This is a genomic window from Nonomuraea sp. B12E4 (genome assembly GCF_039871825.1).
In the GTDB taxonomy this organism is placed as follows: domain Bacteria; phylum Actinomycetota; class Actinomycetes; order Streptosporangiales; family Streptosporangiaceae; genus Nonomuraea.
The window spans coordinates 102,240-128,712 of record NZ_JBDPME010000014.1 but is presented as its reverse complement, the minus strand read 5'-3'; the positions used below and the strand labels follow the sequence as shown (position 1 = coordinate 128,712).

General features: G+C 71.0%; 25 protein-coding genes. 15 read left to right on the top strand and 10 right to left on the bottom strand.

Features of this window, described 5'->3' with window-relative positions; genetic code table 11:
• Positions 1–14 precede the first annotated feature (14 nt).
• On the top strand, positions 15–356 hold the full coding sequence (locus tag ABGB18_RS28745) for a hypothetical protein (RefSeq protein ID WP_347698741.1): 342 nt from the start codon (positions 15–17) through the stop codon (positions 354–356).
• Here ABGB18_RS28745 and fxsT read toward each other — a convergent pair.
• Positions 284–2,806: an FxSxx-COOH system tetratricopeptide repeat protein gene (gene fxsT / locus ABGB18_RS28740; RefSeq protein WP_347698740.1), complete on the bottom strand. Its 2,523-nt coding sequence runs from the start codon at positions 2,804–2,806 to the stop codon at positions 284–286. The two genes, ABGB18_RS28745 and fxsT, sit on opposite strands and share 73 nt — an antisense overlap.
• Before the next feature lie 193 nt (positions 2,807–2,999).
• Between fxsT and fxsA the strand changes: the two genes are divergently transcribed.
• From fxsA to ABGB18_RS28725, 3 genes are read left to right on the top strand one after another with little or no spacing between them, the layout of a single operon-like run.
• Complete coding sequence (gene fxsA, locus ABGB18_RS28735; RefSeq protein ID WP_347698739.1) at positions 3,000–3,185, top strand: FxSxx-COOH cyclophane-containing RiPP peptide; 186 nt, start codon at positions 3,000–3,002, stop codon at positions 3,183–3,185.
• Between the two features lie 57 nt (positions 3,186–3,242).
• Positions 3,243–4,136 (top strand): SIR2 family protein, encoded by an 894-nt coding sequence (locus tag ABGB18_RS28730; RefSeq protein ID WP_347698738.1) that lies wholly within the window; start codon positions 3,243–3,245, stop codon positions 4,134–4,136.
• On the top strand, positions 4,133–6,118 hold the full coding sequence (locus tag ABGB18_RS28725) for a tetratricopeptide repeat protein (protein WP_347698737.1): 1,986 nt from the start codon (positions 4,133–4,135) through the stop codon (positions 6,116–6,118). The genes ABGB18_RS28730 and ABGB18_RS28725 overlap by 4 nt, the downstream gene beginning before the upstream one ends.
• A gap of 66 nt (positions 6,119–6,184) precedes the next feature.
• On the opposite strand, the gene ABGB18_RS28720 is transcribed toward ABGB18_RS28725, so the two are convergent.
• Entirely contained in the window at positions 6,185–7,258 is a 1,074-nt protein-coding gene (locus ABGB18_RS28720) for a LacI family DNA-binding transcriptional regulator (RefSeq protein WP_347698736.1), read from the bottom strand.
• Between the two features lie 361 nt (positions 7,259–7,619).
• Here ABGB18_RS28720 and ABGB18_RS28715 point away from each other — a divergent pair, with 361 nt between their 5' ends.
• From ABGB18_RS28715 to ABGB18_RS28700, 4 genes are all read left to right on the top strand, one after another.
• The gene (locus tag ABGB18_RS28715; protein WP_347698735.1) at positions 7,620–8,510 is read left to right on the top strand and encodes an ABC transporter ATP-binding protein; all 891 of its coding nucleotides are present in this window, start codon (positions 7,620–7,622) and stop codon (positions 8,508–8,510) included.
• Entirely contained in the window at positions 8,507–9,346 is an 840-nt protein-coding gene (locus ABGB18_RS28710) for an ABC transporter permease (protein ID WP_347698734.1), read from the top strand. The genes ABGB18_RS28715 and ABGB18_RS28710 overlap by 4 nt, the downstream gene beginning before the upstream one ends.
• Positions 9,347–9,534: 188 nt before the next feature.
• Positions 9,535–10,647, top strand: coding sequence for an ABC transporter substrate-binding protein (locus tag ABGB18_RS28705; protein WP_347698733.1), 1,113 nt, complete (start codon positions 9,535–9,537; stop codon positions 10,645–10,647).
• 3 nt (positions 10,648–10,650) lie between these two features.
• Positions 10,651–11,820 carry a hypothetical protein gene (locus ABGB18_RS28700; RefSeq protein ID WP_347698732.1) on the top strand — a complete coding sequence of 390 codons (1,170 nt, stop codon included), beginning with the start codon at positions 10,651–10,653 and terminating at the stop codon, positions 11,818–11,820.
• Here the strand turns inward: ABGB18_RS28700 and ABGB18_RS28695 are convergent, their stop codons facing one another.
• On the bottom strand, positions 11,821–13,023 hold the full coding sequence (locus ABGB18_RS28695; protein WP_347698731.1) for a M24 family metallopeptidase: 1,203 nt from the start codon (positions 13,021–13,023) through the stop codon (positions 11,821–11,823).
• Between the two features lie 49 nt (positions 13,024–13,072).
• Between ABGB18_RS28695 and ABGB18_RS28690 the strand changes: the two genes are divergently transcribed.
• The 4 genes from ABGB18_RS28690 (at position 13,073) to ABGB18_RS28675 (ending at position 16,270) form a co-directional block, all read left to right on the top strand.
• The gene (locus ABGB18_RS28690; RefSeq protein ID WP_347698730.1) at positions 13,073–14,137 is read left to right on the top strand and encodes an alpha/beta hydrolase; all 1,065 of its coding nucleotides are present in this window, start codon (positions 13,073–13,075) and stop codon (positions 14,135–14,137) included.
• 59 nt (positions 14,138–14,196) lie between these two features.
• Positions 14,197–15,144, top strand: a complete 948-nt coding sequence (locus tag ABGB18_RS28685) for an NAD(P)-dependent oxidoreductase (RefSeq protein WP_347698729.1) — start codon at positions 14,197–14,199, stop codon at positions 15,142–15,144.
• Between the two features lie 156 nt (positions 15,145–15,300).
• A complete protein-coding gene (locus ABGB18_RS28680; RefSeq protein ID WP_347698728.1) occupies positions 15,301–15,477 on the top strand; it encodes a hypothetical protein in 177 nt (58 codons plus the stop codon).
• A gap of 121 nt (positions 15,478–15,598) precedes the next feature.
• A complete protein-coding gene (locus ABGB18_RS28675) occupies positions 15,599–16,270 on the top strand; it encodes a YdeI/OmpD-associated family protein (RefSeq protein ID WP_347698727.1) in 672 nt (223 codons plus the stop codon).
• Between the two features lie 18 nt (positions 16,271–16,288).
• Here ABGB18_RS28675 and ABGB18_RS28670 read toward each other — a convergent pair whose 3' ends face one another.
• Complete coding sequence (locus ABGB18_RS28670; protein ID WP_347698726.1) at positions 16,289–17,014, bottom strand: DNA alkylation repair protein; 726 nt, start codon at positions 17,012–17,014, stop codon at positions 16,289–16,291.
• Between the two features lie 292 nt (positions 17,015–17,306).
• On the opposite strand from ABGB18_RS28670, the gene ABGB18_RS28665 reads away from it, so the two are divergent.
• Together ABGB18_RS28665 and ABGB18_RS28660 are read left to right on the top strand one after the other, a co-directional pair.
• Positions 17,307–18,710: a nucleotide disphospho-sugar-binding domain-containing protein gene (locus tag ABGB18_RS28665; protein WP_347698725.1), complete on the top strand. Its 1,404-nt coding sequence runs from the start codon at positions 17,307–17,309 to the stop codon at positions 18,708–18,710.
• Positions 18,711–18,781: 71 nt separating this feature from the next.
• Positions 18,782–19,510: a class I SAM-dependent methyltransferase gene (locus ABGB18_RS28660; protein ID WP_347698724.1), complete on the top strand. Its 729-nt coding sequence runs from the start codon at positions 18,782–18,784 to the stop codon at positions 19,508–19,510.
• Between the two features lie 232 nt (positions 19,511–19,742).
• Here the strand turns inward: ABGB18_RS28660 and ABGB18_RS28655 are convergent, their stop codons facing one another.
• The 6 genes from ABGB18_RS28655 to ABGB18_RS28630 form a co-directional block, all read right to left on the bottom strand.
• Positions 19,743–20,942, bottom strand: coding sequence for a cytochrome P450 (locus tag ABGB18_RS28655; RefSeq protein WP_347698723.1), 1,200 nt, complete (start codon positions 20,940–20,942; stop codon positions 19,743–19,745).
• 63 nt (positions 20,943–21,005) lie between these two features.
• Positions 21,006–21,350 carry a hypothetical protein gene (locus ABGB18_RS28650; RefSeq protein WP_347698722.1) on the bottom strand — a complete coding sequence of 115 codons (345 nt, stop codon included), beginning with the start codon at positions 21,348–21,350 and terminating at the stop codon, positions 21,006–21,008.
• Between the two features lie 218 nt (positions 21,351–21,568).
• Positions 21,569–22,909: a cytochrome P450 gene (locus tag ABGB18_RS28645; protein WP_347698721.1), complete on the bottom strand. Its 1,341-nt coding sequence runs from the start codon at positions 22,907–22,909 to the stop codon at positions 21,569–21,571.
• Positions 22,910–22,919: 10 nt separating this feature from the next.
• Complete coding sequence (locus tag ABGB18_RS28640; protein ID WP_347698720.1) at positions 22,920–23,159, bottom strand: hypothetical protein; 240 nt, start codon at positions 23,157–23,159, stop codon at positions 22,920–22,922.
• Between the two features lie 131 nt (positions 23,160–23,290).
• On the bottom strand, positions 23,291–24,178 hold the full coding sequence (locus tag ABGB18_RS28635) for an LLM class F420-dependent oxidoreductase (RefSeq protein ID WP_347698719.1): 888 nt from the start codon (positions 24,176–24,178) through the stop codon (positions 23,291–23,293).
• A gap of 113 nt (positions 24,179–24,291) precedes the next feature.
• Positions 24,292–25,473 carry an Ig-like domain-containing protein gene (locus tag ABGB18_RS28630; RefSeq protein WP_347698718.1) on the bottom strand — a complete coding sequence of 394 codons (1,182 nt, stop codon included), beginning with the start codon at positions 25,471–25,473 and terminating at the stop codon, positions 24,292–24,294.
• A 344-nt stretch (positions 25,474–25,817) separates the two neighbouring features.
• Between ABGB18_RS28630 and ABGB18_RS28625 the strand changes: the two genes are divergently transcribed.
• Positions 25,818–26,399 carry a TetR/AcrR family transcriptional regulator gene (locus ABGB18_RS28625; RefSeq protein WP_347698717.1) on the top strand — a complete coding sequence of 194 codons (582 nt, stop codon included), beginning with the start codon at positions 25,818–25,820 and terminating at the stop codon, positions 26,397–26,399.
• The last annotated feature ends 74 nt before the right edge of the window (positions 26,400–26,473 follow it).

Here is a 26,473-nt window from a genome sequence, read left to right as displayed (position 1 = left end):
ATTCTTCCAAGCGGATGTACGGCGCCGTCCAGACCTTTCCGGCATTGGCCGAGGCCATTACGGGACACCACCCCCCTCCCGTCTCCTGGTCGCAGGACACCACAACAGGAGGCGTGATGTGGCACCAAATGGCACTCATTATCGCGGCCGGCCCTTTTCTGCTGGGGGCGCTGCGTTTCCTGGTGCTCTTCCTGGGGCTCCGCGCCACCCTCGGCAAGGCGCGCCAGGCCGATCTCCCGTGCCTGTATCACGACTTCTCCGTGGCGGTGCGGGGCGAGCCGGGTCAGATGGGCGGCGGGTCGAAGTCGCAGTTCATTCTGGCCCGCTCGACCAAGGCGAGGCGCGCGTCCGGGTGATCGATTCCCATGCCGACCGTGTAGCCCCGCCGGGCCTCCTCCAGCAGCGCCTCGGCCTCCTCCGTGAAACCGCCCGCGAGGATGTCGAAGGCGTGGTTGGTCATGCAGGCCAGCAGCAGCGGGAAGTTGTCCCGGAAGAGCCTGCGCAGCCTGTTGAGGGCGTCGTGGCCGAGGTCCCGGGCCTGTTCGAGCTCGCCGAGCTCCGAGAGGTCGCTGGCCAGGTTGACGGCGCAGGCGAGGGAGTAGTGGTGGTCACGGCCCAGTCTGCGGTCGAACCCGGCGAGCGCCGCCATGTCGGTGCGTTTGGCCGCCTCGGCGTCACCGGTCATGCGCTGGAGGATGCCGAGGTTGGTCGCGCAGCCGTACACGTAGGGGTGGTCCTGCCCGTAGAGCCGCTGATACTGCGCCACCGCCTGCGCGGCGATCTCGTAGGCGGCCTCGATCTCTCCCACCGCGCGCAGGGCGTTGGACAGGTTGCTCGCGGCGGCGACGGTGTCGGGATGGTGGTCGCCCATGATGCGTTGCAGCCGCGCGTGCACGTCCTTGGCGAGCTCGACCGAGGACTCGAAGTCTCCCGCGCGGCGCTTGGCGATCGACAGGTCGCGGGCGGTGCGCAGCGTCCACAGGTGCTCGGCGTCGAGCTCGTTCACCCCGTAGGCGTAGGCCTCCTCGCCGAGTGCGACCGCCTCCAGCGAGTCGCCGTCGAGCCTGACCGCCCTGGCCAGCCCGTTCCAGGCGTTGAGCACGTCCACCTCGCCCACCGTCTCCTCGCTCTGGCTCTGCATCTGGTGCACCCGGCCGTACAGGTCCCTGGCCTTGGCGTATTCGCTGTTCAGGCTGTAGTCGATGGCGAGGTTGTTCATGATCTGCAGGGTCGCCACCCCCGTCTCGCCGAACACGCGAGCGTGCTGGAGTCGCAGCCGCTCGTCGAGCTCCCTGGCCGCCGACCAGTCCCCGATGGCCCGCAGGTCGGCCGCGAAGCCGCTGCTGAGCACGAGGGTCTCGCGGTCCTCCGGGCCGAGCACCGTGGTCATCTTCTCCAGCGTGGCGCTGTCGAGGTCGTAGGCGGTGCGGTATTCGCCGAGCTCACGGACGATGCCGCCGAGATGGCGGTTGGCGATCAGCACGTCGGGGTGGTCGGGTCCCGACACCTCGCTCCACTTGCGGACGAACCGCTCCGCGAAGGTGCGCGCCGACTGGTAGCTGCCCGACCGGTAGAGGTAGTAGAGCACGTCGCGCACCATGACCCGGACGCCCGCGTACGAGCAGTCGGCCAGTTGCGAGGGCAGGATGTGGGCGATCAGCTCGTCGTAGCGCCGCCAGTTGGCCTTCTCGTCGGGGTTCTTGGGCGCCGCGCCCGCGAGCAGCAGGTGCACCTCGTGGCGGTAGCGGGCCCGCTCCTCCTCGTCCAGTTCGTCGCGCAACAGCGCCTGGACCAACCGGTGCACCTGGATGGTGCGTGCCTCGAAGTTGATGGTCGCCAGCGCGAACCTGCCCAGCTCCCTGATGGCCCGGGTGAGCAGGATCGTGTCGCCGAAGATGCCGCTCAGCCTGGCGTCGGAGGTCTGGTGGCCGGCCAGGCGGAAGATGTCGCGCGGGATCGGCTCGGGGCCGAAGAACGCGCAGCACCGCAGCACGTCCACGGCCTCGGGGAGCTTGCTGCGCAACTGCGCCACCGACAGTGCCCAGGCGGCGGTCATGGACATCGGATATTCGGACGGCTTGCTCTCCGACAGCAGCGCGCTCGTCCGCTCCTGCAGCAGGCTCAGGTAGTCCTCCACCGAGATGCCGGTCTCGACGTGCAGCGCGCCCGCCTGTTCCAGCGCGAGGGGAAGGTCGCCGAGCTCCTCCGCGAGGCGGTCGGCGTCCGCGGGGGTCAGCGACGCGCGCTTGGAGAGGAAGGCCACGCTCTCCTCGCGCGTGAAGACGTCCACCGCGAGGGTGTCGACGAGGCCCTGCCAGCGGTGGTTCCGCGAGGTGATGATCACCTGACCCGGTCCCTGGGGGATGAGGTCGCTGATCTCCTCCGGCTGGTCGGCGTTGTCGAAGACCAGCAGCCAGCGGTCGAACGGCTCGCCGCGGCGCAGCGCGTCCAGCACCGCGTCGGCCGCGTCCTCGGCTCCGCCACGGGTCGCGGCCTGCAGGCCGAGGAGCGGTGCCAGGCCGGCGAGCGATGATTTGACCAGGACCGGCTGGTCGGCGGGGATCCACCAGACGACGTCGTACTCCGACCTGTACTTGTGGGCGTACTCCACCGCGAGTTGGGTCTTGCCCACCCCGCCGAATCCGTGCAAAGTGTGCGGCACCACTGCGGTCACGTCGCTGGACAGGCCCGCGTGCAGCCGGTCGAGCAGCACCGATCGGCCGGTGAAATTGACATTGCGCGATGGAACCTTGCCCCAGACTTGGGGCATCCGCCCGGGCCTGACCAGCTCTGACTGCGAACTCATCACGTCATCGCCTCCGCCACCTAATATCCGGCAGCAATATCGTAAATGCTCCAAGACTTGCAAAATAGAACGTTGTTGGTATCCGGGGTTTCCGCTTCCGTACCGGGGTCCCGCTTCGGGGGCCGACCGGTGTTTACCGTAGGGTTCTTCTGTAACGCTCCGTGTATAGAGATAAGGATCGCAAGGGGTCTGAATGAGTGACGAACTGGCCGAAACCGGTCTGGTCGATGTGGGTGAGCTGACCCTCGCCGATCTCGACGGGCTGGACGACTCGGCCCTGAATCAGTCCCTGCGCTCATTGCTGCGGGCCGGTGAGGACGCGATGGGACCGATCGCGGGTTTCAGCCAGAGCATCGACGGGTTCGCACCGAGTAGCTGACAATAGGGTCGCACCTCACTCCGCGCCGGCATCGACGTGCAGGAGAAGGCGATCCCGATGAAGGACTCCGACTGGGCCAGGCTGATCGACCAGCTCCGCACCGGTGACTGCACGCCGTTCATCGGTGCGGGAGCGGGCGAGGGCACCTTCTTGTCGAGCACGGAGCTGAGCCGTCAGTGGGCGGCCCGCTACGACTATCCCTTCGCCGACGACGGCGACCTGGCGCGGGTGACACAGTACGCCTGCACCGTGCTCGGCGACCCCGTCGCTCTCAAGCAGCGGCTCGGCCGCCAGTTGTCCGAGATGGCTCCGCCCGACTTCACGGCCCGCGGAGAATTCCATGCCTTCATCGCCCGGTTTCCCATCCCGGTCTTCCTGACCACTAATTACGATGATTTCCTCTTACAGGCGCTCCGCGGTTCGGGTAAGGAGCCGAGTGCGGCGATATGCCCGTGGCACGAGGGCGTGCCGTACGATCGGGACCTCTTCGAGCGGGGCGCCGGATCGCGCCCGGACGCGAATCGGCCGGTGGTGTACCATCTCCACGGCAGCACGCGCGTCCCCTCGTCGATCGTGCTGACCGAGGACGATTACATCGAGTTCCTGGTGCACCTGACGACCTCACGGACGCGGAACAACCGGCATGTGATCCCACCGATCATTCTCGACGCCCTGGCGAACAGACCCCTGCTCTTTCTCGGCTACACCCTGCAGGAATGGACATTTCGTGTGCTGTTCCACGGACTCATCAGACGTTACCCGGCCATTCGCCGCCGGCGGCACGTCAGCGTTCAGCTCGCCCCCCTGCACGAGGACGTGAAGCCGGGAGCGGAGTTACGGGCCAAGCAGTACCTCGACCGGTATTTCGACGGCTGGGAGGTTTCGGTCTACTGGGGCACGCCTCGTCAGTTCTGCGAAGAGCTGGAGCGACGGATGGAGACCCGGTCGTGACCGGCGGCTTCGAGACCGAGCCGTACATCGGACTGCGTGCCTACACGAAGGAGGACCACGAGCGCTTCTTCGGCCGCGACAAGAAGGCCTACGAGATCGCCGTGCACTGGCAGGCACACCGGCTCACGATGCTGCACGGTCCCTCCGGCGTGGGCAAGACCTCCGTGCTCCAGGCGGGGGTGCTGCGGGAGCTCACGCGCCAGCGGGTGGACGTGCTGCCGATCGGGCGGCTGTCGCACGGCTCCGCCTTCCCGATCGCCGCCCTCCCGGAGCGCAATCCCTTCACCATGGCGCTGCTCTCGTCGTGGGCGCCCGGCGAGTCGCTGACGCGGTTGTCGGGGCTGACGGTCCAGCAGTTCCTGCGGCGCCGCGGTCCCCGCACCGACAAATACGGCGATCCGGTCCCGGTCCTGGTGGCCATCGACCAGGCGGAGGAGCTGTTCTTCGACTTCCCGCACCGGCTGGGCTTCCGCGACCCCTTCGTCGCCCAGCTCGCCGAGGCCCTCGACGACAACAAGGATCTGCGGCTGCTCCTGTCCATCCGGGACGACTACCTCGCCCGGCTCATGGCGCACGAGGAGCGGTTGAGCGGCGGCCCCGCGGCGATGGTGGCGCTGGCGCCGTTGCGCGAGGAGGAGGCGCTGGCCGCGGTCAAGGAGCCACTGGCGCGGATGGCTCGCTCCTACGCGCCGCAGGCCGCCGAGAACCTGGTCAGGGAGCTGCGCACGGTCCGGATGGAGGGGATGAGCGGGCCGACCTCCTACGTGTCCGACACGGTGGAGCCGGTGCAGCTCCAGATCGTCTGCGCCGCGCTCTGGCGGTCGTGCCCTTCCGACATGAAGGTCATCACCCCTGAATACGTCGAGCGGCACGCGGACGTGGACCGCTCGCTCGGTGACTTCCTCACCGGCGCGCTCACGGAGATCGCGCAGGAGCACGAGATCTCCGTCGACCGGCTCAGCACGTGGTTGCGGGAGACGTTCATCACCGAGCTCGGCACCCGCGACACCGCCTACGAGGGCGAGACGCAGACCGCGGGCATGCGCAACAGCGTGGTCAAGGCTCTGATCGACCGGCACGTGCTCAAGGCGGAGGTGCGGTCGGGCTCGCGCTGGTGCGAGCTGCAGCACGACCGGCTGCTCCAGCCGGTGCTGCTCACCCACGCCGGCGGGCGCCCGAGGCACGGCCCGGGCCATGCGCCCGCGAGCGCCGTCGAGTGCCTGCGGGTGGCGGAGCAGGTGTTCGCGGACGGCGACCTGACCCTGGCGGAGACGCACGCGCAGAAGGCCAAGCGCATGTGCGGGGAGGGCGACCAGCGCACGAGGGCGGAGATCGAGTCCTTTCTCGGCTACCTCGCCTGCGAGCGGGGCGACTGGGCGGCCGCCGAGGACTGTTACCGTCAGGCCAGCCAGGTGTACGAGAGACTGGGTGACACCGCGGCGGTCGGCCGGTGCCTGGCCGCGGCCGGGCGGGTGATCCTCCACCAGGGGCGGACCGACGAGGCCATCGCCGAGCTCTACTCCGCCGTGGGCCGGGTGCCGCGGGACCTCGCCGTGCAGGTCGAGCTGGCCATGACGATGTGGCACACGGGCAGCCCGGAGGCCGCGCTCCCGCTGCTCGCCCAGGTGCTGTCGGTCGATGGGGACACGCCGATCGCGCTGCAGGCCCGGGCCGTGGTCCTGGCCGACCTGGGCGAGCCCGAGCAGGCGTTGCGCGACCTGGCGCGGGTGCGTGAGCCCGAGGAGCCGGTCACCATCGCGGCCCGGGCGCTGGCGATGGCCCAGCTCGGCCGGGCCGAGGAGGCCGCGGCCGAGCTGGAGGCGGCGTTGCTGGCCGGACGTGACCAAGGGCTGGTGGCCTACCTCTGCGCGCGGGCCCTGCTCCGGCTGGGACAGCGGGGACGCGCCGCACAGGTGGCCCGTGACGCGACCCGCCCGCCGCTCACGTCCTACCAGCACCGGATGCTCGGAGACGTGCCCTAGCGGGATCAAGCCCCTCATCAGCAACGGCCACCAGGAACTCCCCGTCCACCTGCCGGCGGCCGGTGACTAGGACGGGCGTGGCGGGGCGGTGGACTGCCGGTCCACCAGCGTGAGCGGCAGCAGGATGGACCGGGCCGTCCGGTCCGGGGCCCGCAGCCGCTCCAGGAGCAGGCGCGCGGCCTCGGCCCCCAGCTCGTAGTGCGGGATGCGCACCGTCGTGAGCGCGGGGCTCAGCTTGTCGACGAACGGCATGTCGTTGAACCCGACGACGGAGACGTCGCCCGGGCACGACAGCCCGCGCCCGGCCAGGGCGTCGTAGCATCCCAGCGCGAGCAGGTCGTTGCCGGCGAGGACCGCGGTGAACTCGACCCCGTCGTCGAGGAGCTCGGTGACCGCCCGCGCGCCCGCTGTCTCCGCCCAGGCGGAGCAGAGCTTCAGGCGCGCGGGGGAGTCCTCCAGCCCGTGGTCCTCCAGCGCCTGCCGGAAGGCCCGCAGCCGGTTGACCCCGGTGGACAGGTCCTGCGGGCCGGCGAGATGGACGATCCGGCGGTGCCCGAGCTCGACGAGGTGGCGCATCGCGATCGCGACGCCGCCGGCGTCGTCACCCGTCACCGAGGGCACGTCGGACACGGCGAGCCTGCGGTTCACCAGGACGGTGGGGGTGCCGGCGGCCGCCAGCCGCTCGATGAACGGGTGGTGGAGGCGCGCCGTCGCGAAGACGAATCCCTCCACGCTCCGGCTCCGGAGGGACTCGACGGCGGCTGTCTCGCGGGCGGGGTCGTTGTCCGTGTTGACGATCCAGGCGTTGTAGCCGATGCCGCCGAGCACGTCCTCGATGCCTCGGACGATCGGCGGGAACAGCGGGTTGGTGAGGTCGGGGATGACCAGGCCGATGCTCGCCGACCGCGCTGTCTTGAGGCTGCGGGCGATGGGGTTGGGCTGGTAGCCGAGTGAGTCGGCGACCTGGTGCACGCGCTGGGCCGTCTCGGCGCTGACCAGGTGACGCGTCTCGGGATTCAGCGCGCGGGAGGCGGTCGCCGGATGGACGCCCGCCTCGCCGGCCACGTCCTTGAGGGTCGGCCGGCGTGCCACGGGCGCGGTGCGCGGGCCGGGCTCGGTGTCGGGGGGTGGGGGAGGCATCACGGGCCGTCGCCCCCCGCGTCGCGGCCGGCCGGCGCGACGGCACCGAGCGCCCCGGGCGGGCTGGACGTGCCGAGCTGCAACGTATGCATGGATGCGCCCTCCTCCTCCGCGACCAGGGTACCGCAATCGATTGTTATCCAAAGACATGTCCGGCGGAGGCATGAGGGCTCGACCGCTGGTCACCGCGTGTCCCGGGCGCGGCGCGGGATTCTCGGACGGGCGGAAAACCCGAAGCGGGGTCATTGACGGCGCCGTCATCATTAGATACGTTTCCGCAAACGATTGCAGTGCGAATCGTGTCACAGTCCGCTCGTGCCGGCACGTCAAGCGCCGCGCGCTGGCCGGGCAAGGAGCTGAAATGGTGCACGTCGGGTCTCATGAAACCGATCGTCCGGCCAAGAAGCACGCGAATACCGCCGGATCCACGCTGATCGAGCTGGACGAGGTCAGTGCGGGATACGACAACCAGCGCGAGCGCACCCGCCTGATCGCACTGCGCGACATCTCCCTCAGGGTGACGCAGGGCGAGTTCCTGGCCATCGTCGGCCCGTCCGGGTGCGGCAAGACCACCCTGATCAACATGATCGCCGGGTTCGTCAAACCCATCTCCGGCGTGGTCAAGGTGCGCGGGCTGGAGGTCGACGGCCCGGGCGCCGATCGAGCCATGGTCTTCCAGGACTACGCCCTGCTGCCGTGGCGAACCGTCGAACGCAACGTCGAGTTCGCGATGGAGAACCGGCGGGGACACGTCCCCAAGCCCGAGCGGCGGCGCCGGATCGCCGGCGCCCTGCGGCTGGTGGGGCTGACGGGGTTCGAGAAGTCCTATCCGCACGAACTCTCCGGCGGCATGCGCCAGCGGGTCGGCATCGCCAGAGCTCTGGTCGGCGAGCCGGAGATCCTGCTGATGGACGAGCCGTTCGGCGCCGTCGACGCCATGACGCGGGAGGCCATGCAGGCCGAGCTGGAGAAGATCATCGCCGAGACCCGGCAGACCGTCGTGTTCATCACCCACTCGATCGACGAGGCCATCACGCTCGGGGACCGCATCGTCGTGGTGTCCAACCGCCCGGGGACGATCCGGGAGATCATCGACATCGACCTGCCACGCCCCCGGTTCGACGAGCGCAACGACATCAAGCGGTCGGCCAGGTTCGGCGAGATCCGCGGCCACCTCTGGAAGCTTCTCTCGGACGAGGCGCTCGGCGCCAAGTGGGGGTCCGTCGCACGGCAGGAAGGTGGGACCTCATGACGCACGTCGCGCCTGCCCGGCAGAGCACGCAGGGGACCGCGCAGGTCGAGACGATCACCGTCGGCAAGTACGCGCCCTTCAAGGGTGTCGCCCTCACCATCGTCAACCTCGCCCTGTTCTTCCTGCTGTGGGAGCTCATCGCGCGGGCCGAGCTGATCAACGCGCTGTTCTTCCCCAGGGCGTCGGAGATGTTCTCGGCCATGTATCTCGGCTTCGCCGACGGCACGATCCTGCCCGAGATCTGGCACAGCCTGTCGAACTTCCTGATCGGGCTGGCCATCTCCATCGTCATCGGCATTCCGGTCGGGCTGCTGATGGGCGCGAGCAGGGTCGCGGACCTCATCCTGAGCCCGTACGTGTGGGCGATGGCGTCGTTGCCGCGCGTGGCCCTGATCCCGTTGCTGATCCTCATCATGGGGTTCGACAACTCGATGCAGCTGACGATCATCGTCCTCTCGGCCGTCTTCCCGATCATGGTCAACTGCATGGCCGGCGTGAAGACCGTGGACCCCTCGCTGCTGCGTGCGGGACGGGTGTTCGGCACCAGCCGCGTGCAGACGTACTCGAAGATCATTTTTCCGTTCACGCTGCCGTTCGTGATCTCGGGCGTGAACCAGGGCATCGCGCGCGGCCTCGTCGGGATGCTGATCGGCGAGCTTCTCGGCGGCGGCGGCAGCGGCCTCGGCTTCCTCCTCGACCGGGCCGGTGACCAGTTCGACGCGCCGATGCTGTACGCGGTCCTGATCCTCCTCGCCGTCATGTCCGTGGGCCTCATCCAGTCCATGCGCTGGCTGGAGCAGCGCGCCGCGCCGTGGCGGGACACCCAGCGCATGTGAGCGCGTCTCCGGATGCTCCCCGACCATGTCGCATCCACAGGCGTCGGACCTACCGCCGGCCCGGCGGTAGGTCCGGCGGCTTGGTTCTCGCCGCCGGGCGACCGCAACGACAGTGCGGAGTCACCGGACGCGCACAGCGTTTCTCCCTCAAAGTCGCAACCCGGGGTCTCCACGTTCAAGGAGGTTCGATGAACAGGTTCACCAGAGGCATCGGAGTGGTCGCCGTGCTGCTCCTCTTCGCGGGTTCGCTGGCCGGGTGCGGTAATTCCAGCGGCACCGCCGGGGCCGCGGGCGCGGGGCCCATGGACGCGAGCAAGGCCGGTTTGCCGAAGAGCGAAGCCGAGATCAACGCGGCGATCGACAAGGGCAAGGTCAAGAAGAACCTCGTGGTCGCGGTGGACAACCCGTACTACCTCTTCCACCACGACATCGAGGTCGCGCTCTCCAAGGGCTACTTCAAGGAGTTCGGCATCGACTCGGTCGAGATCAAGACGATCGAGGACCCGCTGCCCGCGCTCATCGGCGGCTCGCTCGACCTGGCCCTGTACGACACCGACACCGCGATCGCCGCCGGCAAGAAGGGCGACCCGAGCCTGCGCTTCCTGTCGGTCTACCTCGGCGGCGAGGCGAACATCCTGGGTGTGGGCAAGGGGATCAACACCGGGGCCGACCTCAGGGGCAGGACCATCACCGGCGGCCAGTTCGGCAGCCGGAACGACGCGATCATCCGCCAGTTGCTCCGGGACAACGGCGTCGAGCCCGACCGGGACGTCAAGATCGTCAGCACCGGCGGGCAGTCGAACGAGCGGCTGCAGGCGATCATCAGCGGCACCGTCGACGGCGCCAGCATCCAGTTGCGCCACCGCGCGCTGCTGGAGGAGGCGGGCGGCAAGGTCCTGTTCGAGGAGACCCGCGAGGTGCCGCAGAGCGGCTGGTCGGTGACCAAGCTGCTGCAGGAGAGCCCGGAGACCGTGACGGCTTTCCTGGCCGCGACGCTGAAGGCCCGCCAGTTCATCACCGACCTGGGCAACAAGGAAGACGTGCTCGGCATCATGCGTGCCAAGGAGTTCGACATCCCCACCGAGTACGCCGACGCGTACGAGGCGGAGAACGCGCCCACGTACCACGTGAGCGACGGCGGGTTCGAACCGGCGGACATGGACAAGTTCATCGCCGACCAGGTCGCGTACAAAACGGTGCCCGCGGGGACCGACTGGCGGCAGTTCACCTATCTCGTCCCACTATGGCGCGCGCAGAAGGCCCTGGGCCTGCCGCTCAACCCTCCGCTCATGGACCTGTGACCGATGGACGTGAGGACGGCCGCGGCCAAGGGCCTGCGCCTGCTCGCGCATCACGATCTCGCCGGCAGGGGCGACGGGATGCAGGTGATGCGCCACGAGGACGTCGTGTACGTCGGCCACACGGGAACGTCGAGGGCGGGCACCTCGATCCTCGACGTCTCGGATCCCCGGCAGCCCAAGCTGGTGGACCAGTGGGCCGCGCCGGACCACACGCACACGCACAAGGTGCAGGTCGCCGACGGGCTGCTGCTGGTCAACCACGAGCGCTTCCCGTACCGGCCGGTGACGCCGCTGGGGCCGCACTCCGCGGGCCTGGCGGTGTACGACCTCGCCGAACCCCGGGCGCCGAGGCGGATCGCGTTCTGGGAGTCCTCCGGCAAGGGGGTTCACCGGATCGTGTGGGAGGGCGGGCGGTTCGCCCACGTGTCCGTCACGCCGGACGGCTTCACCGACCGGATCTGGATGGTGCTCGATCTCTCCGACCCGTACCATCCGGTGGAGGCCGGCCGGTGGTGGTGGCCCGGCCAGTGGGCGGCCGGGGGCGAGCGGCCGGCGTGGCCGGCCGGACAGCGGCACGCGGCGCACCACGCGCTGCTCGACGGCGACCTCGCCTACCTCGGCTACGACGACGCGAACCTCGTGGTCCTCGACATCGCGGTCCCCGCCTCCCCCCGGGCGATCGGGTACTGCCGGTGGGAAGGCGGCGCCACGCACACGTGCCTGCCCCTGCCCGGCCGTGACCTGCTGGTCGTCACCGACGAGCAGCAGCACGACGGGCCGCGGGCCCCGGCCCGGCGCATCCACCTGATCGACGTCCGCGACCCGGCGACCCCGCGTCACCTGCGGGCGCTCCCGGAGCCGGCGGGCGACTTCGCCGGGCTGCCCCTGCGATACGGGCCGCACTGCCTGCACGAGAACCGCCCGGGGTCGTTCAGGAGCGAACGCCTGATCTTCGCGACCTACTTCAGCGCCGGCGTCCGGGTCTACGACCTGGAGGATCCCGGCCACCCCCGCGAGATCGCGCACTGGGTCCCGCAGCCGCCACCCGGCCAGGCCGCCCCCCAGGCGAACGACCTGTTCGTCGACCGCGACGGCCTCGTCTGGGTGACCGACCGGGTGGCGGGAGGGCTGTTCGTCCTGGAGCCCGAGGGCGACCTCGCCGCATTGATGTAGTCACGAGCGGCCGTACGGCCCCGAGCCGTCGAAGGGAAGGGTGAGCAGGCCGGGCGGGAACCGATGCAGGGAGCGGTGGCCGGTGTCGGTGACCACGACCATCTCGCCGGTCTGCACGCCGGCACGGAAGTCAGGAGTACAGATGTTGGGCTGCACCACGAGTGTCGTCCCTGCGCGCAGTGGCTCGGCGTGCAGGCCCCGCGGTGTGAGGTCCCGCCCGCTCAGGACGGGGGGCAGGTATCCGCCGCCGAGCCCGTGCACGAGGTCGTCGACGGTGGTCAGTCCCTCGGCCCGGACGCCCGCCAGGCTCGCCAGCAGCTCGGCGGGCAGGACCCCGGCGCGCAGACGGCCCAGGACCTCGTCCCTGACCGTCTCGGCGACCCCGTGCAGACGGCGGTAGAGCGCGGTGGGCTCGGCGCCCACCACCGCGGTACGCAGCAACTGGGCGGGGTGGTCCGGACCCCAGCCGGCGCTGAGCTCGAACAGCACGACCGAACCGGGCCGGGCCCTGCGCTCGCCCGGCCACTGGGCCGGAACGCAGCGGTCGGGCGCGCTCATCGACGTCGTCGTGACGTAGCAGATGTGATGGGTGCCGCCCGCCGGCCGGTACGCGTGCTCCGCGGCGGCGACCATCTCCCGCTCGTCGGCGCCCCGCCCGGCGGCCTCCAGCAGAGCCGAGGCGGCCAGGTCGGTCAGCGCCGCCGCGTGCTCCAGCCACCGGAGCTCCTCGTCGGACTTGACCATGCGGAGGCGGATGTAGGGCTCGTCCAGCACCACGACGGCCCTCGCCCACGCGCCGACGGCCTCCCGCACCCAGGCCGGGACCGGGCCGACCAGGCCGACCCGGCACGCGGGACCGAGCCGCCTCAGCTCCCGCAGCGTGGCCTGCGCCGGGTCGTCGCCGATCGGGTCGACCTCGTCGCCGAGGCCGGCGTCGTGAACGGTGCGCCGCGCGTCGGGCACGTGGTTGTGGAATCCCACGAGCAGCCGCCCCGCCCCCTCCTGCGGGAGCAGGAGGAGCGCCTCCCGGGTGACCGGCCAGCCGGTGAGCCAGGGGATCGCGCTGCCGGTGCGGTTCGCGCCGTAGGCGAGCACGACCTCCGCTCCCTGCGCCGCGGCGGTGGCCCGCATGAGCGCCCGTCTGGATCGCAGTTCTCCGGTGCTGAAGGGGGCGGGGGGCGTTTCCAGGGGGAGCGTCGGCATGACTTCTATGATCGAACAGTATGCAACCGATTGCAATGGAGAGTGGATCATGGATGAGCTCGTCGCCTCGGCCGTCTCACACTGGGCCCCGAGGTTCACCACGAACGGGGTCGCGGTCGCGGATTTCGAGCGCGTGGTCGGCGGTCTGAAGGACTGGGACGGCTGGTGTCCGGCGTGGTCGGCGGTGGGGGCGGAGTACGAGGCGCTCGGTGCCGAGGCCGTGCGGGAGGGACGCCTCCGGTCGGCCGGGCAGCACTATGTCCAGGCCGCCGTCTGTCACCACTTCGGCAAGTTCCTCTTCGTCCAGGACCCGGTCCAGATGCGGGAGGCGCACCTGGCCGCGGTGCGGTGTCTCGACGCCGCGCTCCCGTACCTGGACCCGCCGGGGCGGCGGATCGAGATCCCGTTCGAGGGATCCCGCCTGGTCGGGGTGCTCCGCCTGCCGCACGGCCCCGGGCCGCACCCGGTGGTGGTCATGGTTCCCGGCCTGGACTCGGCGAAGGAGGAGTTCCGCTCCACCGAGGAGCTCTTCCTGGAGCGGGGCGTGGGCACCTTCAGCGTCGACGGTCCCGGGCAGGGCGAGGCCGAGTACGACCTCCCGATCCGCGGTGACTGGGAGGTGCCGGGCGGCGCGATCCTCGACGCCGTCTCGGCGGAGCCGGACATCGACCCCGACCGGCTCGCGGTCTGGGGCGTCAGCCTCGGCGGCTACTACGCCCCGCGCATCGCCAGCGGCGACAGCCGGGTAGGCGCCTGCGTCGCGCTCGCCGGCCCGTACGACTTCGGCGAGTGCTGGGGACAGTTGCCGGACCTCACGCGCCGGGCGTTCCGTGCCCGGTCCAGGGCCGAGAGCGACGAGCACGCGCGCGAGATCGCGCACACGCTCAGCCTCGAAGGCCGCACCGGCTCCATCACCTGCCCGCTGCTCGTGGTCACCGGACGGCTCGACCGGCTCATCCCGTGGCAGCACGCCTCCCGCCTGGCGGAGGAGGCGGGCGAGACGGCCCGGTTGCTGCTCCTGGACGACGGCAACCACGGCTGCATGAACGTCGCGGCGAAGCACCGCCAGAAGACGGCCGACTGGGTGGCGGCCCACCTCGGAGCGGGTAAGTGAACCTTGACCTGGGACCAGTGCCTCAGCACGCTTACGACAATCGATTGCAAGGAGTCCGCATGAGTGCTGTACCTTCCCCGCCGCCGCGGGTCGGGTGGATCGGAGCGGGCCGGATGGGCGCCGCGATGGCACGCCGCCTCGCGCGGGCCGGCATCGACGTGGCGGTGTGGAACAGGACGCGTTCGAAGGCCGAGGCGCTCGTGGCCGACGGGGCGGAGGTGGCCGGGTCGATCGGCGACCTCGCCGACCGCGACGTGGTCTTCACGATGGTGGCCTCGTCGCAGGACCTGGAGCAGGTGCTGGTCGGCGAGGGTGGTCTCCTCGGCGCGGACGGTCCCGTGCCCGCGATCATCGTCGACTGCTCCACGGTGTCGGCGGAGACGTCGGCGGCGATGCGGGCGGCCGCTGAGCGGCGCGGGTCGGAGTTCCTGGCCTCCCCGGTGAGCGGCAACGGCAAGGTCGTGGCGGCGGGGAAGCTCAGCTTCGTCGTCTCCGGTTCGGAGGAGGTCTACCACCGGGTCGAGCCGCTGCTCGGCGTGATGGGCCGGGCGGCCTCCTATGTGGGGGAGGGGGAGACGGCCCGCCTGGTCAAGATCTGCCACAACCTGCTGCTCGGCGTCGTGGCGCAGTCGCTCGCCGAGATCACGGTGCTCGCCGAGAAGGGAGGCGTCCCGCGGGCGGCCTTCCTCAAGTTCCTCAACGACAGCGTCATGGGCTCCACGTTCACCCGCTACAAGACGCCGGCCCTGGTGAAGCTCGACTACACCCCCACGTTCACCCCCGTCCTGCTGCGCAAGGACTTCGACCTCGGCCTGCGGGCGGCCGCCGAGCTCGGCGTGTCCATGCCCGTGGCGGCCCTGACCCGGCAACTGGTCCAGGCCACCATCGGAGGCGGCCGGAGCGAGGAGGACTTCTCCGTCCTGCTCGACCAGATGGCCGCGGCCGCGGGCCTGGAGCTGAAGCCGGAGGCCGCCGAGGTCGACGACGGTCTCGGGACGGAGTCGTGATCGCCGAAGCGCTCGCGCTCGCCCCACCGGCCGGCCGGCCGGAGGCGAGTGGCGACCGGCGCGGGCCGGCGCGGTGATGGACGTGCACGACCCGGCCACCACCCGGTTGTCGTCCAGCACCGCCTCCCACTCCCACGGCCCGTCGCCGGACAGCCCGTGGCCACGCAGGTCCATGGCGAGGACCCGATGGGCGCCGGTCAGCAGCGGGGCGACCGCGTCCCAGTGCAGGAGGGTGCCGCCCAGGCCGTGGAGCAGCAGCACGGGAGCCTGGCGGCCGCCGTGGTCGCGGACGGCCAGGGGGACGGGACGGTCGTCGATGACCACGTCGTGTGATGTCACGGGGTGCTCTCCTGGGGGCGCCTGTGGAGCCGTCCTGCCCTCCGGGGGGCGTGTTCGGGGAGCGCTGAGGCCGCCGTCCGTACGCTCCGCGGAGCTTCAATGCGAATTTGGCGGCTTGTGGGACAGAATGTTCGTGCGGGGCGGCGTGCGTGACCTGGTGCTGACCCTCGCGGCCAGTCCCCAGATCGAAGGAGTGCTTCGAGCCGTGACGGAGAAGCAGGACCTGCCCACCATCGCCTTCCCCTCCCGAGCCGCGTTCGAGAAATGGCTCGAAACCGAGCATGAGGTGTCGCCGGGGCTCTGGCTGAAGATCGCGAAGAAGGAGTCCGGCATTCCCTCCGTCAGCTATGCCGAGGCACTCGACGTGGCGTTGTGCTTCGGCTGGATCGACGGGCAGAAGGACAAGTTCGACGCCGAGCACTGGCTGCAGCGGTTCACCCCCCGCACGCCCAGGAGCAGGTGGTCGAAGGTGAACCGCGGCCGGGCCGAGGAGCTCATCGCCGCCGGCTCGATGCGCCCGACCGGCCTGGCCCAGATCGAGAAGGCGAAAGCCGACGGCCGATGGGAGGCGGCCTACGCCTCGCAGAAGACCGCGACGGTGCCCGACGACCTGCAGGCGGCGCTGGACGCCGACCCGGCGGCGGCGGAATTCTTCGCCACGCTCGACAGCAGGAACCGCTACTCGATCCTCTACCGCGTGGGCGACGCCAAGAAGCCCGCGACCCGGGCGGCGCGGATCGAGAAGTTCGTCGCGATGCTGCGGGAGCACCAGAAGATCCATCCGTGAGCTCCCGGCGCGTCGCCGTCAGCCGGCCGCCGCCTTCTTCCTGCCCAGGTAGTGGGCCCGCTGGTCGGGGTCGAGGTGCTCGATCGCGTACCGCAGGAGCACCCGGGGCGCGGTCGCGGCGTGCCGGTCGAGGAACTCCAGCAGCCGGGCGCGGTCCTTCTTGCCGGCCTCGCGCAGCAGCCAGCCGACCGGCTTGTGGATGAGGTCGTGCTCGTCGTGGAGCAGGATCTCGGCGATGGCGAACGTGTCGTCCAGGTCGCCCTGCCGGACGAAGTGGAGCGTGCTGACGATGGCGGTGCGGCGCTCCCAGGTGTCCTTCGAGCGGGCCAGCGTGTAGAGGACGTCGCGCGGCTGGCCGAAGTCGTAGAGGTAGCCGCCGACGGCGTACGGGGCCGCGAGGTCCACCAGGTCCCAGTTGTTGATCCGGTCCGGGCTGCGCAGATAGAGCTCGTACAGCTCCGCCCTGCGGTCTGGCGGGGTCTTCTTGCGCCTGGACGCCTTGTCCATGATGCTCAGCGCGCCCACCCGCAGCTCGTGGACCGGGCTGGCCAGCAGCTTCTCGATCTCCGCCGTCGGCATGTCGACGAACTCCTTGGCCAGGTCGAAGACCTCCCGCATGCGCACGCCGAGGAAGGTGTCGTCCTCGTGGGCGCGCAGGGCGCTCGCGAGCCCGGCGGGATCGCGTGACGGCGTGATGGCCGTCAGCCGCTGGGTGAACCGCTCCGCGCTGACCTCCGCCGGCATGTCCTGGGCTCCTCTCCCGTCGGCGACGCGTGTCAACCATGATCCCTCGGGGGGCGTGTCAGAGCGCATCCTCTGAGGTGCGGGCGAGGGCCGACCGCATGATGGAAGATGCGAACCTTCGTCGTACACCCTGATTGTGGCTTGCAAGGAGGCCCGGGGCCTCCCTCAGGCACGATGCGGACGGGTGCGCCATCGCGACCTCCAGGCCCGTCCGTGGCAAGGCATCCCTGTACGACCGGCTCGCGGCCGTCCGGCGGAAACGCGATCCGGCCTGAGCTTCCCAAGGAGCCTGATGCGAGTCCTGTTCACGATCTATCCCTCCAACGCCCACCTGTGGCCGGCCGTGCCCACCGCGTGGGCCCTGCAGAGCGCGGGGCACGAGGTCCGGGTCGCCACGCACGCCTCCTTCACCGGCGCCGTCGCCGCCACGGGCCTCACCGCGGTCGCGCTCGGCGACCCGGACACCGTCGAGGCGCGGATGCGGCCGGACGCGCGGCCTCCCGCGCACCCCGACGACGTGTTGCGGTTCGCCGACGTCCTGGGCCTGGACGCCGAGGGGCGCGAGCACTGGATCGCCTACTACCAGTGGCTGCTCAACCCGATCTCCGACTACGTCAGGGTCGACCTTCCCTACGCGGCCGATCTGGTCGACTTCGCCCGGGCGTGGCGCCCCGACCTCGTGATCTGGGACCCGACCTTCGCGTGCGGCCCGGTGGCGGCGAGCGCGTGCGGTGCCGCGCACGCCCGCATGCTGATGGGCCCGGACTACTTCGCCTGGAGCATGGACCGGCTCGCGGCACGCGCGAGCGAGGTCAGGGCGGCGGGACTGCCGGAGAACCCGCAGGCGGAGCTGATGCGGCCGCTGGCCGACAAGTACGGCGTCGAGGTGGACCGCGACCTGCTGTACGGACACTGGTCGCTCAACCCCCTGCCGATCGGCATGGCCCTGCCCACCAGCGCCATCGACGTACAGGTGCGCTACGTGCCTTTCAACGGCGCCGAGGTGCTGCCCGAATGGCTCTACGAGCGGCCCGGGCGGCCCAGGGTGGCCCTGTCGCTCGGCGAGTCCACGCGCAGGTTCATCAAGGGGGACTGGGGCCGGACGCCCAAGATCTTCGAGGCGGTCGCCGACCTGGACGTCGAGCTCGTCGCCACGCTCAACAACCTGCAGCTGGAGGGCATCGAGCGCCTCCCGGACAACGTACGCGTCATCGAATGGGTGACCCTGACCCACCTGCTGCCGACCTGCTCGGCGATCATCCACCACGGCGGCATGGGCACGTTCGGCGCGGCGTCGGCGTTCGGGGTGCCGCAGATCGTCTGCGACACCGGCGAGACCCTTCTCATGCGGCCGGTCGAGGTGGATCCCCGCACCATGGAGGACGGCACCTACCGCATCGGCTACGAGTTCGGCGTCAGGGAGGTGGTCGAGACCGTCACCACCTGGGAGCTGCCGGCCAAGAAGCTCGAAGCCACCCCGACCTCGACGTACGTGACCGGTCGCGGCGCCGGGGTCCGGCTCGACCACGTGACGCGGTCGGCCGCGGACATCCAGACGATGATCAGGGACGTGGTGAACGAGCCCGCCTATCGCCACGGCGCCCAGGCCGTCTTCGACGCCTGGCTCGGCATGCCGTCCCCGACCGCCACCGTCCCGCTACTGGAGCGCCTGACCGCGGAACACCGTGCCCACTGAACGCTGCCCCCTTAACGCTTCCCCACGTCACGCTCGTCCACTGAACGCCGACCGCCCGTCCGGGAGACGTCATGACCACCACCTCCACCGCCTACGGGGCTGAGCTCAGCGAGATCTACGACTTCATCTACCGGGAGCGCGGCAAGGACTTCGCGGGAGAGGCGGAGTCCGTCGCCAGGGTGGTGCGGGCCCGCCTGCCGCGCGCCGCGTCGCTGCTCGACGTCGCCTGCGGGACGGGCGAGCACCTGGTCCGGCTGCGCGAGCTGATCGGGGATGTCGAGGGGCTGGAGCTGTCGCCCGAGATGTGCGCCGCCGCCCGCGCGAAGCTGCCCGGCGTGCCCGTGCACGTAGGCGACATGCGCGGCTTCGACCTGGGGCGCCGGTTCGACGCGGTGTGCTGCCTGTTCAGCTCGGTCGCGTACATGCCGACGGTGGTCGAGCTCGCGGAAGCGCTGCGGAGCATGGCCCGCCACCTCCTCTCCGGGGGAGTGCTGGTCATCGATCCCCTGTGGTTCCCCGACCGGTTCATCGACGGGTACGTGGCCGGCGACGTCGTCCGGGGCGACGGGCGTACGGTGGCCCGGGTCTCGCACACGTCCCGCGACGGCACCACCGTGCGGCAGGAGGCACATTTCGTCGTCGCCGACGAGACGGGCATCCGGCACTTCACCGAGGTCCAGCGGCTGACACTCCACTCCAGGGAGGACTATCTGACGGCGTTCGAGCAGGCGGGCTGCCCCGCCGAATACCTGGAGGGCGAGCTGTCCGCCCGAGGGCTGTTCGTCGGCGTACGCGGATAGGAACTCCGGGCTCGGGCCTCACCCCCCAGAGGGCCCCGAGCCCACCCGTGCGCTGTGCCGCACGAACCCGGCGACCTGCACCCCGAAGATCAGCACCCGCCCGGCGGTCATCGCCACCCACAGCCCGGCCAGCCCCCAGCCCGCCGCCGCGGGAGCGCCGGCCGGCCCGCCGGCGGCCGGCGGGGCAGCCCGATTGGGCCGCTCGGCGGGTGAGCGCGCCGGAGCGAGAGCGTCAGTAGGTCACGGGCAGGCTGACCAGGCCGCGGGCGCGGATGGTGGGGCGCCAGGTGAGCTGCTCGCGGGGGACGCCGAGGGCGAGGCCGGGGAGGCGGTGCAGCAGTGTGCTCAGGGCGATCGTGGCTTCGAGCCGGGCCAGGGGAGCGCCGAGGCAGTGGTGGATGCCGTGGCCGAACGCGAGGTGGGCGACCTCCGTACGGCTCAGGTCGAGGTTGTGCGGGTCGGGGAAGCGGCTCGGGTCGCGGTTGGCCGAGGCGAGGGAGAGCAGCACCGTCTCACCCGCCGGGATCGTGGTCCCGCCGATCTCCACCTCTTCGACCGGGAAGCGGCGGATGGCCAGCGGGGCGGGCCCGTCGAAGCGGGTCAGCTCCTCGACCGCGGCGGGCAGGCGGGCCGGGTCCGCGCGCAGGGCCCGCAGTTGCTCCGGGTGGTCCAGCAGGGAGAGCGTGGCGTTGCCGATGAGGTGGACGGTGTTCTCGTATCCGGCGAAGAGGATGAGGAACACCAGGGAGGTCAGCTCGTCCTCGCTCAGCCGGTCACCGTCGTCATGCGTGGCGATCAGGTCGGAGAGCAGGTCGTCCGCAGGATGGGCGCGCTTGCGGGCGATCAGCCCGGCGACGAAGCGCGACATCTCGCCGACCGCCTGCTTCGCCCCCTCCGGCCGCGCGGGGTCCGGCGTGACCAGGGCGTCTGTCCAGGAGCGGAAGTCGGCCCGGTCACCGGGCGGGATGCCGAGTAACTCGCAGATGACGCTGATCGGCAGGGGAGCGGCGTAGGAGGCGATCAGGTCGGCCCGCCCCAGCGGCGCGATCGCGTCGATGAGCTCGGCGGCGAGCCGCCGCACCGGGCCCCGCAGCTTCTCCGTCCGCCGGGCGGTGAACGCCTTCGTGACGAGGCGGCGCAGCCGGGTGTGGTCGGGCGGATCCATGTTGAGCAGGTTCGCGTCCAGCGCCGGGGGGAGAGCGAACCCGCGGTAGTTCCCGGGGGCCGCGTTGCGCTTGTCCAGGGACAGCCGCGGGTCGGCGAGCAGCCGTCGGACGTCGTCGTGGCGGGTGACCAGCCAGGCGGGCGAGCCGTCGGTGCCCGGGACGCGGTGTACGGGTCCGGCGTCCCGCAGCCGGTCGTAGGCGGTGTGCGGATCGATGATCAGCGAGGCCGGATCGAAGGGAGGGTCATGGGGAGCCGCGGATCGCATGGCCAGTCACCCTACCTGGCCCGTCCGGTGTGGCGCCTGCCCGGCACCACACCGGACGGCGGTTCAGGCGGCGCAGGCGTCGTACGGGCCGACGGCCCGCACGACGTGAGCGCGGACGGCTTCGCTGCCGGGCGCCAGCCAGTAGTTGAACGGCTGGGCGCTGACGCAGTAGTTCAGGAGCGTCTGGTTGGACACGGAGCTGACGGGCAGCCCGTCCGGGAAGCTGCGCGTTTCGCCCTGCCTGACCAGGATCGGCCTGACGCCCGGCGTGGCCGCCGGTTGGAGGCACACATAGCCGCTCGGGCAGGGGACCGCGCTCTGGTCAGCCTGCTCCGCGGCGGCGGCCGTCTGGGTGGCGGTCACGACGGCCAGGGCGAAGGCCGCCGCGGCCATGGTGCGCTGCAACATTGCACGACTGTCCAAGGGGATCTCCCATCAGTGGTTGCCCGTCGGAGGGGCGGCCGGGGGAAGGTGTTCGCCCGGCGCCTGCTGGAGTGTCCTGCTGCGTACGCGTCCCAGTCTGGAGCGGACCGATGAGGGCGAACCAGGCCATTGGCAGGGCATAAGCCGGTCAAAGCGCTTCGCCGTCACGAGCCGGGCTGGATCGAGGCGAGTCGCTCCGCGCTTCAGCCGTCCGTCAAGGCGTACCGGATGGGGAGGCGTTTGAGGCCGCCGACGAAGGTGGTGGCGGTCCATTCGGGCTCGCCGTCGAGCTCGACACTCGCCAGCCTGGGCACGAGTTCGGCGAAGAGCGCGCGGATCTCCATGCGGGCGAGCGCGGCGCCCAGGCAGAAGTGCACGCCGGAGCCGAACGCCAGGTGCCTGTTGGGGTTGCGGCCGACGTCGAAGCGGAAGGGGTCGGCGAAGACCTCCTCGTCCCTGTTGGCCGACGGATATGACAGCAGCACCGCCTCGCCCTTCCTGATCGGCGTGCCGCCGACCTGGGTGTCGGCGGAGGCGGTGCGCATGAACTCCTTCACGGGGCTCACCCACCGGATCATCTCCTCGGCGGCCGACGTCAGCAGGCCGGGGTCGTCCCGCAGCCGCCGCAGCTCGGCCGGATGCCGGATGAGCGCCTCCAGCCCGCCCGCGATGGTGGAGCTGGTGGTGTCGTGTCCGGCCGTGGCGATGAGGACGTAGTACGAGGCCGCCGCGTTGGCCTCCAGCGGCCGGCCGTCCACGCGGGCGTTGGCGATCTCCGAGGCGAGGTCGCCGGTCGGCCTGGCCCTGCGCTCGGCCGTCAGCTCGTCGAAGTAGGCGAAGAAGTCCTCCAGCACGGAGGTGTGGCCCTGCGCGGTGCCGCCCCGCCCGGTCTCCTTGTCGTCCTGGCCGAACAGCTCCTGCGTGAGCCGCAGCATGCGCGGGAAGTCCGACTCGGGCAGGCCCAGCAGGCTGAGGATGACGTAGAGCGGGTAGTGCACGGCGACCTGGCGGACGAAGTCGCACGCGCCGCCGTACTCCGCCATCCGGCCGACGTGCCGCCGGGCGAGCTCGCGTACGCGTACCTCCAGGTCGCGCATGGCCTTGGGGCGGAACCAGTCGGCCCCGATCGCGCGCATGACCCGGTGCTCCGTGCCGTCCATGTGGACGATGCTCTTGAGCCCGGTCCCCCGTGCCCGGCGCGCTTCGAGCGCGGCGTCGAGGTCCGCGATCCGCAGCACCGGGCGCGGGGCGCTGAGCCACAGGGTGTGGTCGCGTTCGATCTCCAGCACGTCGGCGTGGCGGGTGACCGCCCAGAACGGGGTGTAGCCGGGGACGTCCACGTGGTGGACGGGCGATTCACGCCGCAGCAGCGCGAGTGCCTCGTGGAGGCGGGTCTCGTCGGTGTACGCGGCGGGCGTGGCGAACGTCCGCCCGGCTTCGCTCAACGACATGGTGGTGTCCACGATCGAGGTCTCCTGTCCCGTGACGAGGGCGATGGAACCGGCCGGGAGGTGCCATTCCCGATACGTCGCGTCCCCACCCATGCGGGGCCGGTCAACGGTCGTCGTCGTCCTTGGTCCGGTCGTTCTTGCGGCGTGCGGAGACCGCGGCGCGCAGGGCCAGGGACGCGGCCTTTCTCCGCGAGTTGATCGAGGCGACCCGGTCCGCGTCCGACGACATCAGATCCCGCGCGATCAGCGCCGTCCGCGGCTCCCCGGCCGCGGACCCTGCCCTCGTCTCCTGGAACGACGCCACCGGCCTGGGCCCGGTCCGCGCACTCCTCGACGGCCTCATCCGGCCCGGCCTGCTGACCGTGCTGCGGGCCGTCGCACCGCACATAGCCCACCACGGCGGCCAGGCCGCCGTCCGGGAATGCGTACGCGCGAGCCAGGACACGGCCTGGTGGTGGCCCTGGTCCGGCGCGCTCAGCGCAGGGGCAGCGCGGCCGCCAGTTCCCGCCACGCCGCGCGCGGCGGGGGGCCGCCCGGGGCGCCCTCGGTCACCACCTGGACGGACACGTGGTCCGCGCCCGCCTCCAGGTGCTCCCTGACCCGGGAGGCGGCCCGTTCGGCGTCACCCAGCGCGAACAGCGCGTCCACCACCCGGTCGGCGCCGCCGCCGGCCAGCTCGTCCTCCTCGAACCCCAGCCGCCGCAGGTTGCCGACATAGTTGGGCACCCGCAGGTAGAACGCCAGCGTCTGGCGCGCCACGGCCCTGGCCCGATCGAGGTCGCCGTCCAGGACCACCTTCAGCTCGGGTGCCAGCAGGGCGTCCGGGCCCATCAGCGTACGGGCCCGCGCCGTGTGCTCGGCCGTCACCAGGTAGGGGTGCGCCCCCAGCGTCCGCTCCGCGGCCAGCGCGATCATCTTCGGCCCGAGCGCGGCGAGCACCCGCCGCCCCGGCGGCACCGGCACGGGCGCGCCGTCGAGCGCGTCGAGGTATTCGACCATGGACGTGTACGGCCTGGTGTACCGCGGGGTCACCACCGAGTGGCTGACCCCGAGCCCCAGCACGAACCGGCCGGGCGTCTCCTCTTCGAGCTCGGCCACCTGCGCGGCCACGTCCTGCGCGGTGTGGTCCCAGATGCTCAGGATCCCGGTGGCGACGGTGATCCGCCGGGTGGCGGCCAGTACGGCCGCCGCGTCGGCGATCGAGGGGCTGCCGCCCAGCCACACCGTCCCGTAGCCGAGTTCCTCCAGCTCGGCGACCGCCTCGGCGATCTCCGACTGCCGGGTGGCGTCCGCGGTCGTGCCGCTGAGCCCGAGGCTCCAGATCCCGACCCGCCCGAACGTGTCGCGCGTCACAGCGTCCATGTCCTTGATCACAGTGCTTCTTAGCAGATGCACCGGTGTCCTCACCAGTCGCGGAGAGCGACCGGCCGGTCACCTCGATCGAGCGCGCTCCTCGCCTCGTGCCCCGCTCCCGTTCAGGCGTTGATGGACGTGCCGAGGGCGCTGCCCGCCAGCCAGTCCTTCCAGGACTTGGCCCACGGGGTGGGCCCGTTGCCGAACCGGAGCTTGCGCGGGGTCCCCATGACCTCGATGATGTCCCCCCGCTGCGTGAACCTGTAGAACCAGCGGGCGTCGGCCATGCTGGCGTTCACGCAGCCGTGGCTGACGTTGCGGCGGCCCTGCGCTCTCACCGACCAGGGCGCGGCGTGGAAGAACATGCCGCTGTAGGTCATCCTGACGTTCCACTTGGTGTGGGCGCGGTACTCGCCCGGCCTGCCGATGGTGGCCGAGTCCATGAGAGTCGAGGCGGCCTTCTCCTGGGCGATCATGACGCCGGAGTAGCTGGCCTCGCCGCGCTTGCCCAGGCTGACCGGGATGGTCCTGACGACCTTGCCGTCCTCATGGACGACCGCCCGGTGGGTCGCGTTGCGGATCTTGGTGATGTGCTCGGGGCCGACGGTGAAGGTCAGGATGCGGTTCTTGGTGCCCCACAGGTTCCGGCCGATCCGCAGGCCGGCCAGGTGGGCGACCACCGTGACCTTCTCACCGGGCGGCCAGTACTCGCGCGGCCTGAACTGCACCTCCTGGTCGCTCACCCAGCTCCAGGCGCCCTCGACCGGCTTGGACATCCGCACCGTCAGCGACCGCTCGACCGCGGCCCGGTCGGCCTGGGTGGTCACCGGCCTCGACAGCAGGAGCTGGACCGGCATCCCGACGCCGACCTTCTCGCCGTGCAGGGGCGACATGCCGCTCTCCAGCACGAGCCTCGGCTTCAGTGTGGTGAACTCGGCCTGCGCCGTGACCTGCTTGCCGTCCGCGCCGGTCGCCTGCGCGGTCACCGTGTACGTCGCCGACGGGTGCAACGGCCAGGTGGGCCGCCATGCCCCGTCCGGGCCCGGGCTCCCGGTGACCTCGTGCCCCTTGGCGTCCGCGACGCTCAGCCTGGTGACCTTGCCGTCGCTGACCTTGACCCTGATCGGGGTGTCGGGCGGGACCTTCGTGGTGCCGTCGGCGGGTGCGATCGACAGCTTGGCCGCCGGGCCCCCCTCCGGCGGCTTCGCGGGCGGCGTGTTCGAGCCGCCCGCGGTGCAGCCCGCGGTCAGGAGCAGCGCCGCCACCGCGAGCGTGCTGACGAATGTGATCCCGCCGTTCCGCATCTTCGATGCCCCCGTCCCCCTACGAAACAGGCATATCAAGCCCTTGGTGGTACGGAGAGTGGTGTTCCCTCACTTACGGTAACCATGCGGAGATGTCTGGATTGATGTGATGTGGTGGGATCTGCCTGCTTAGGGGTGGCCTGCGGGCCTCACACCGTCGCGTCCCTCGGACGGGCGTCGCCGACGAGCCCGAGCCTCCGGCATGCCGATGGGAGGACCACCGTCGGGTTCCGCCGATGAGCGGCCCGCCGGTCGCCGGCAGGGTCGCCAGGTGGGCCAGGATGGACGGCCGGCCACCGCCAATAAGATGTCGCCGGAACCCAGCGACCCCGGAGGAGCCAGTCATGGCCAGGCCCCGCGATCCGCAGCGCCGGACCGAGCTGCTCGACGCGATCATCGACCGCCTCGCCATCGACGGGGTCGCCGGGCTGTCCCTGCGCCCCCTGGCCCAGGCCCTCGGAAAGACCACTTCGGTGCTCACCCACCACTTCGCCACCAAGGACGACCTCATCGCGGCCGTGCTGGCCCGCCTGGACCAGCGGCAACGCGACAGGTTGCGGGCCCTGCCCGGCTGGGAGGAGGGCCGCAGCCTCGGCGAGGTCATCCGGGCCTCCTGGGAGTGGCACCTGACCGACGGCTACCTGCCGCTGATCCGCCTGCTGCACGAGATCGAGGGCCTGGCCGCCGCCGGACGGCTCAGCGGGGCGTACGTGCCCACCATGCTCGGCGACCGCGCCGAGTTCGTGGCCGAGGCGCTACGCGCCCACGGCGTCCCCGACGACGTCGCCCGCGCCAACGCCACCCTGCTCAACGCCGCCTACGCCGGCCTGCAGATCGACTACCTGACCACCGGCGACCGGGAACGGGTCGAGTCCGCCCTCGACCGCCTCGTCGAACTGGCCGACGAGTGGACCCGCCGGTCCTGAGCCGGATGGCGATCAGCCTCTTGACGGTGGTCGGCCGAATTTGTAGACAATCAATGCGTCGACCAAGTTGGAGG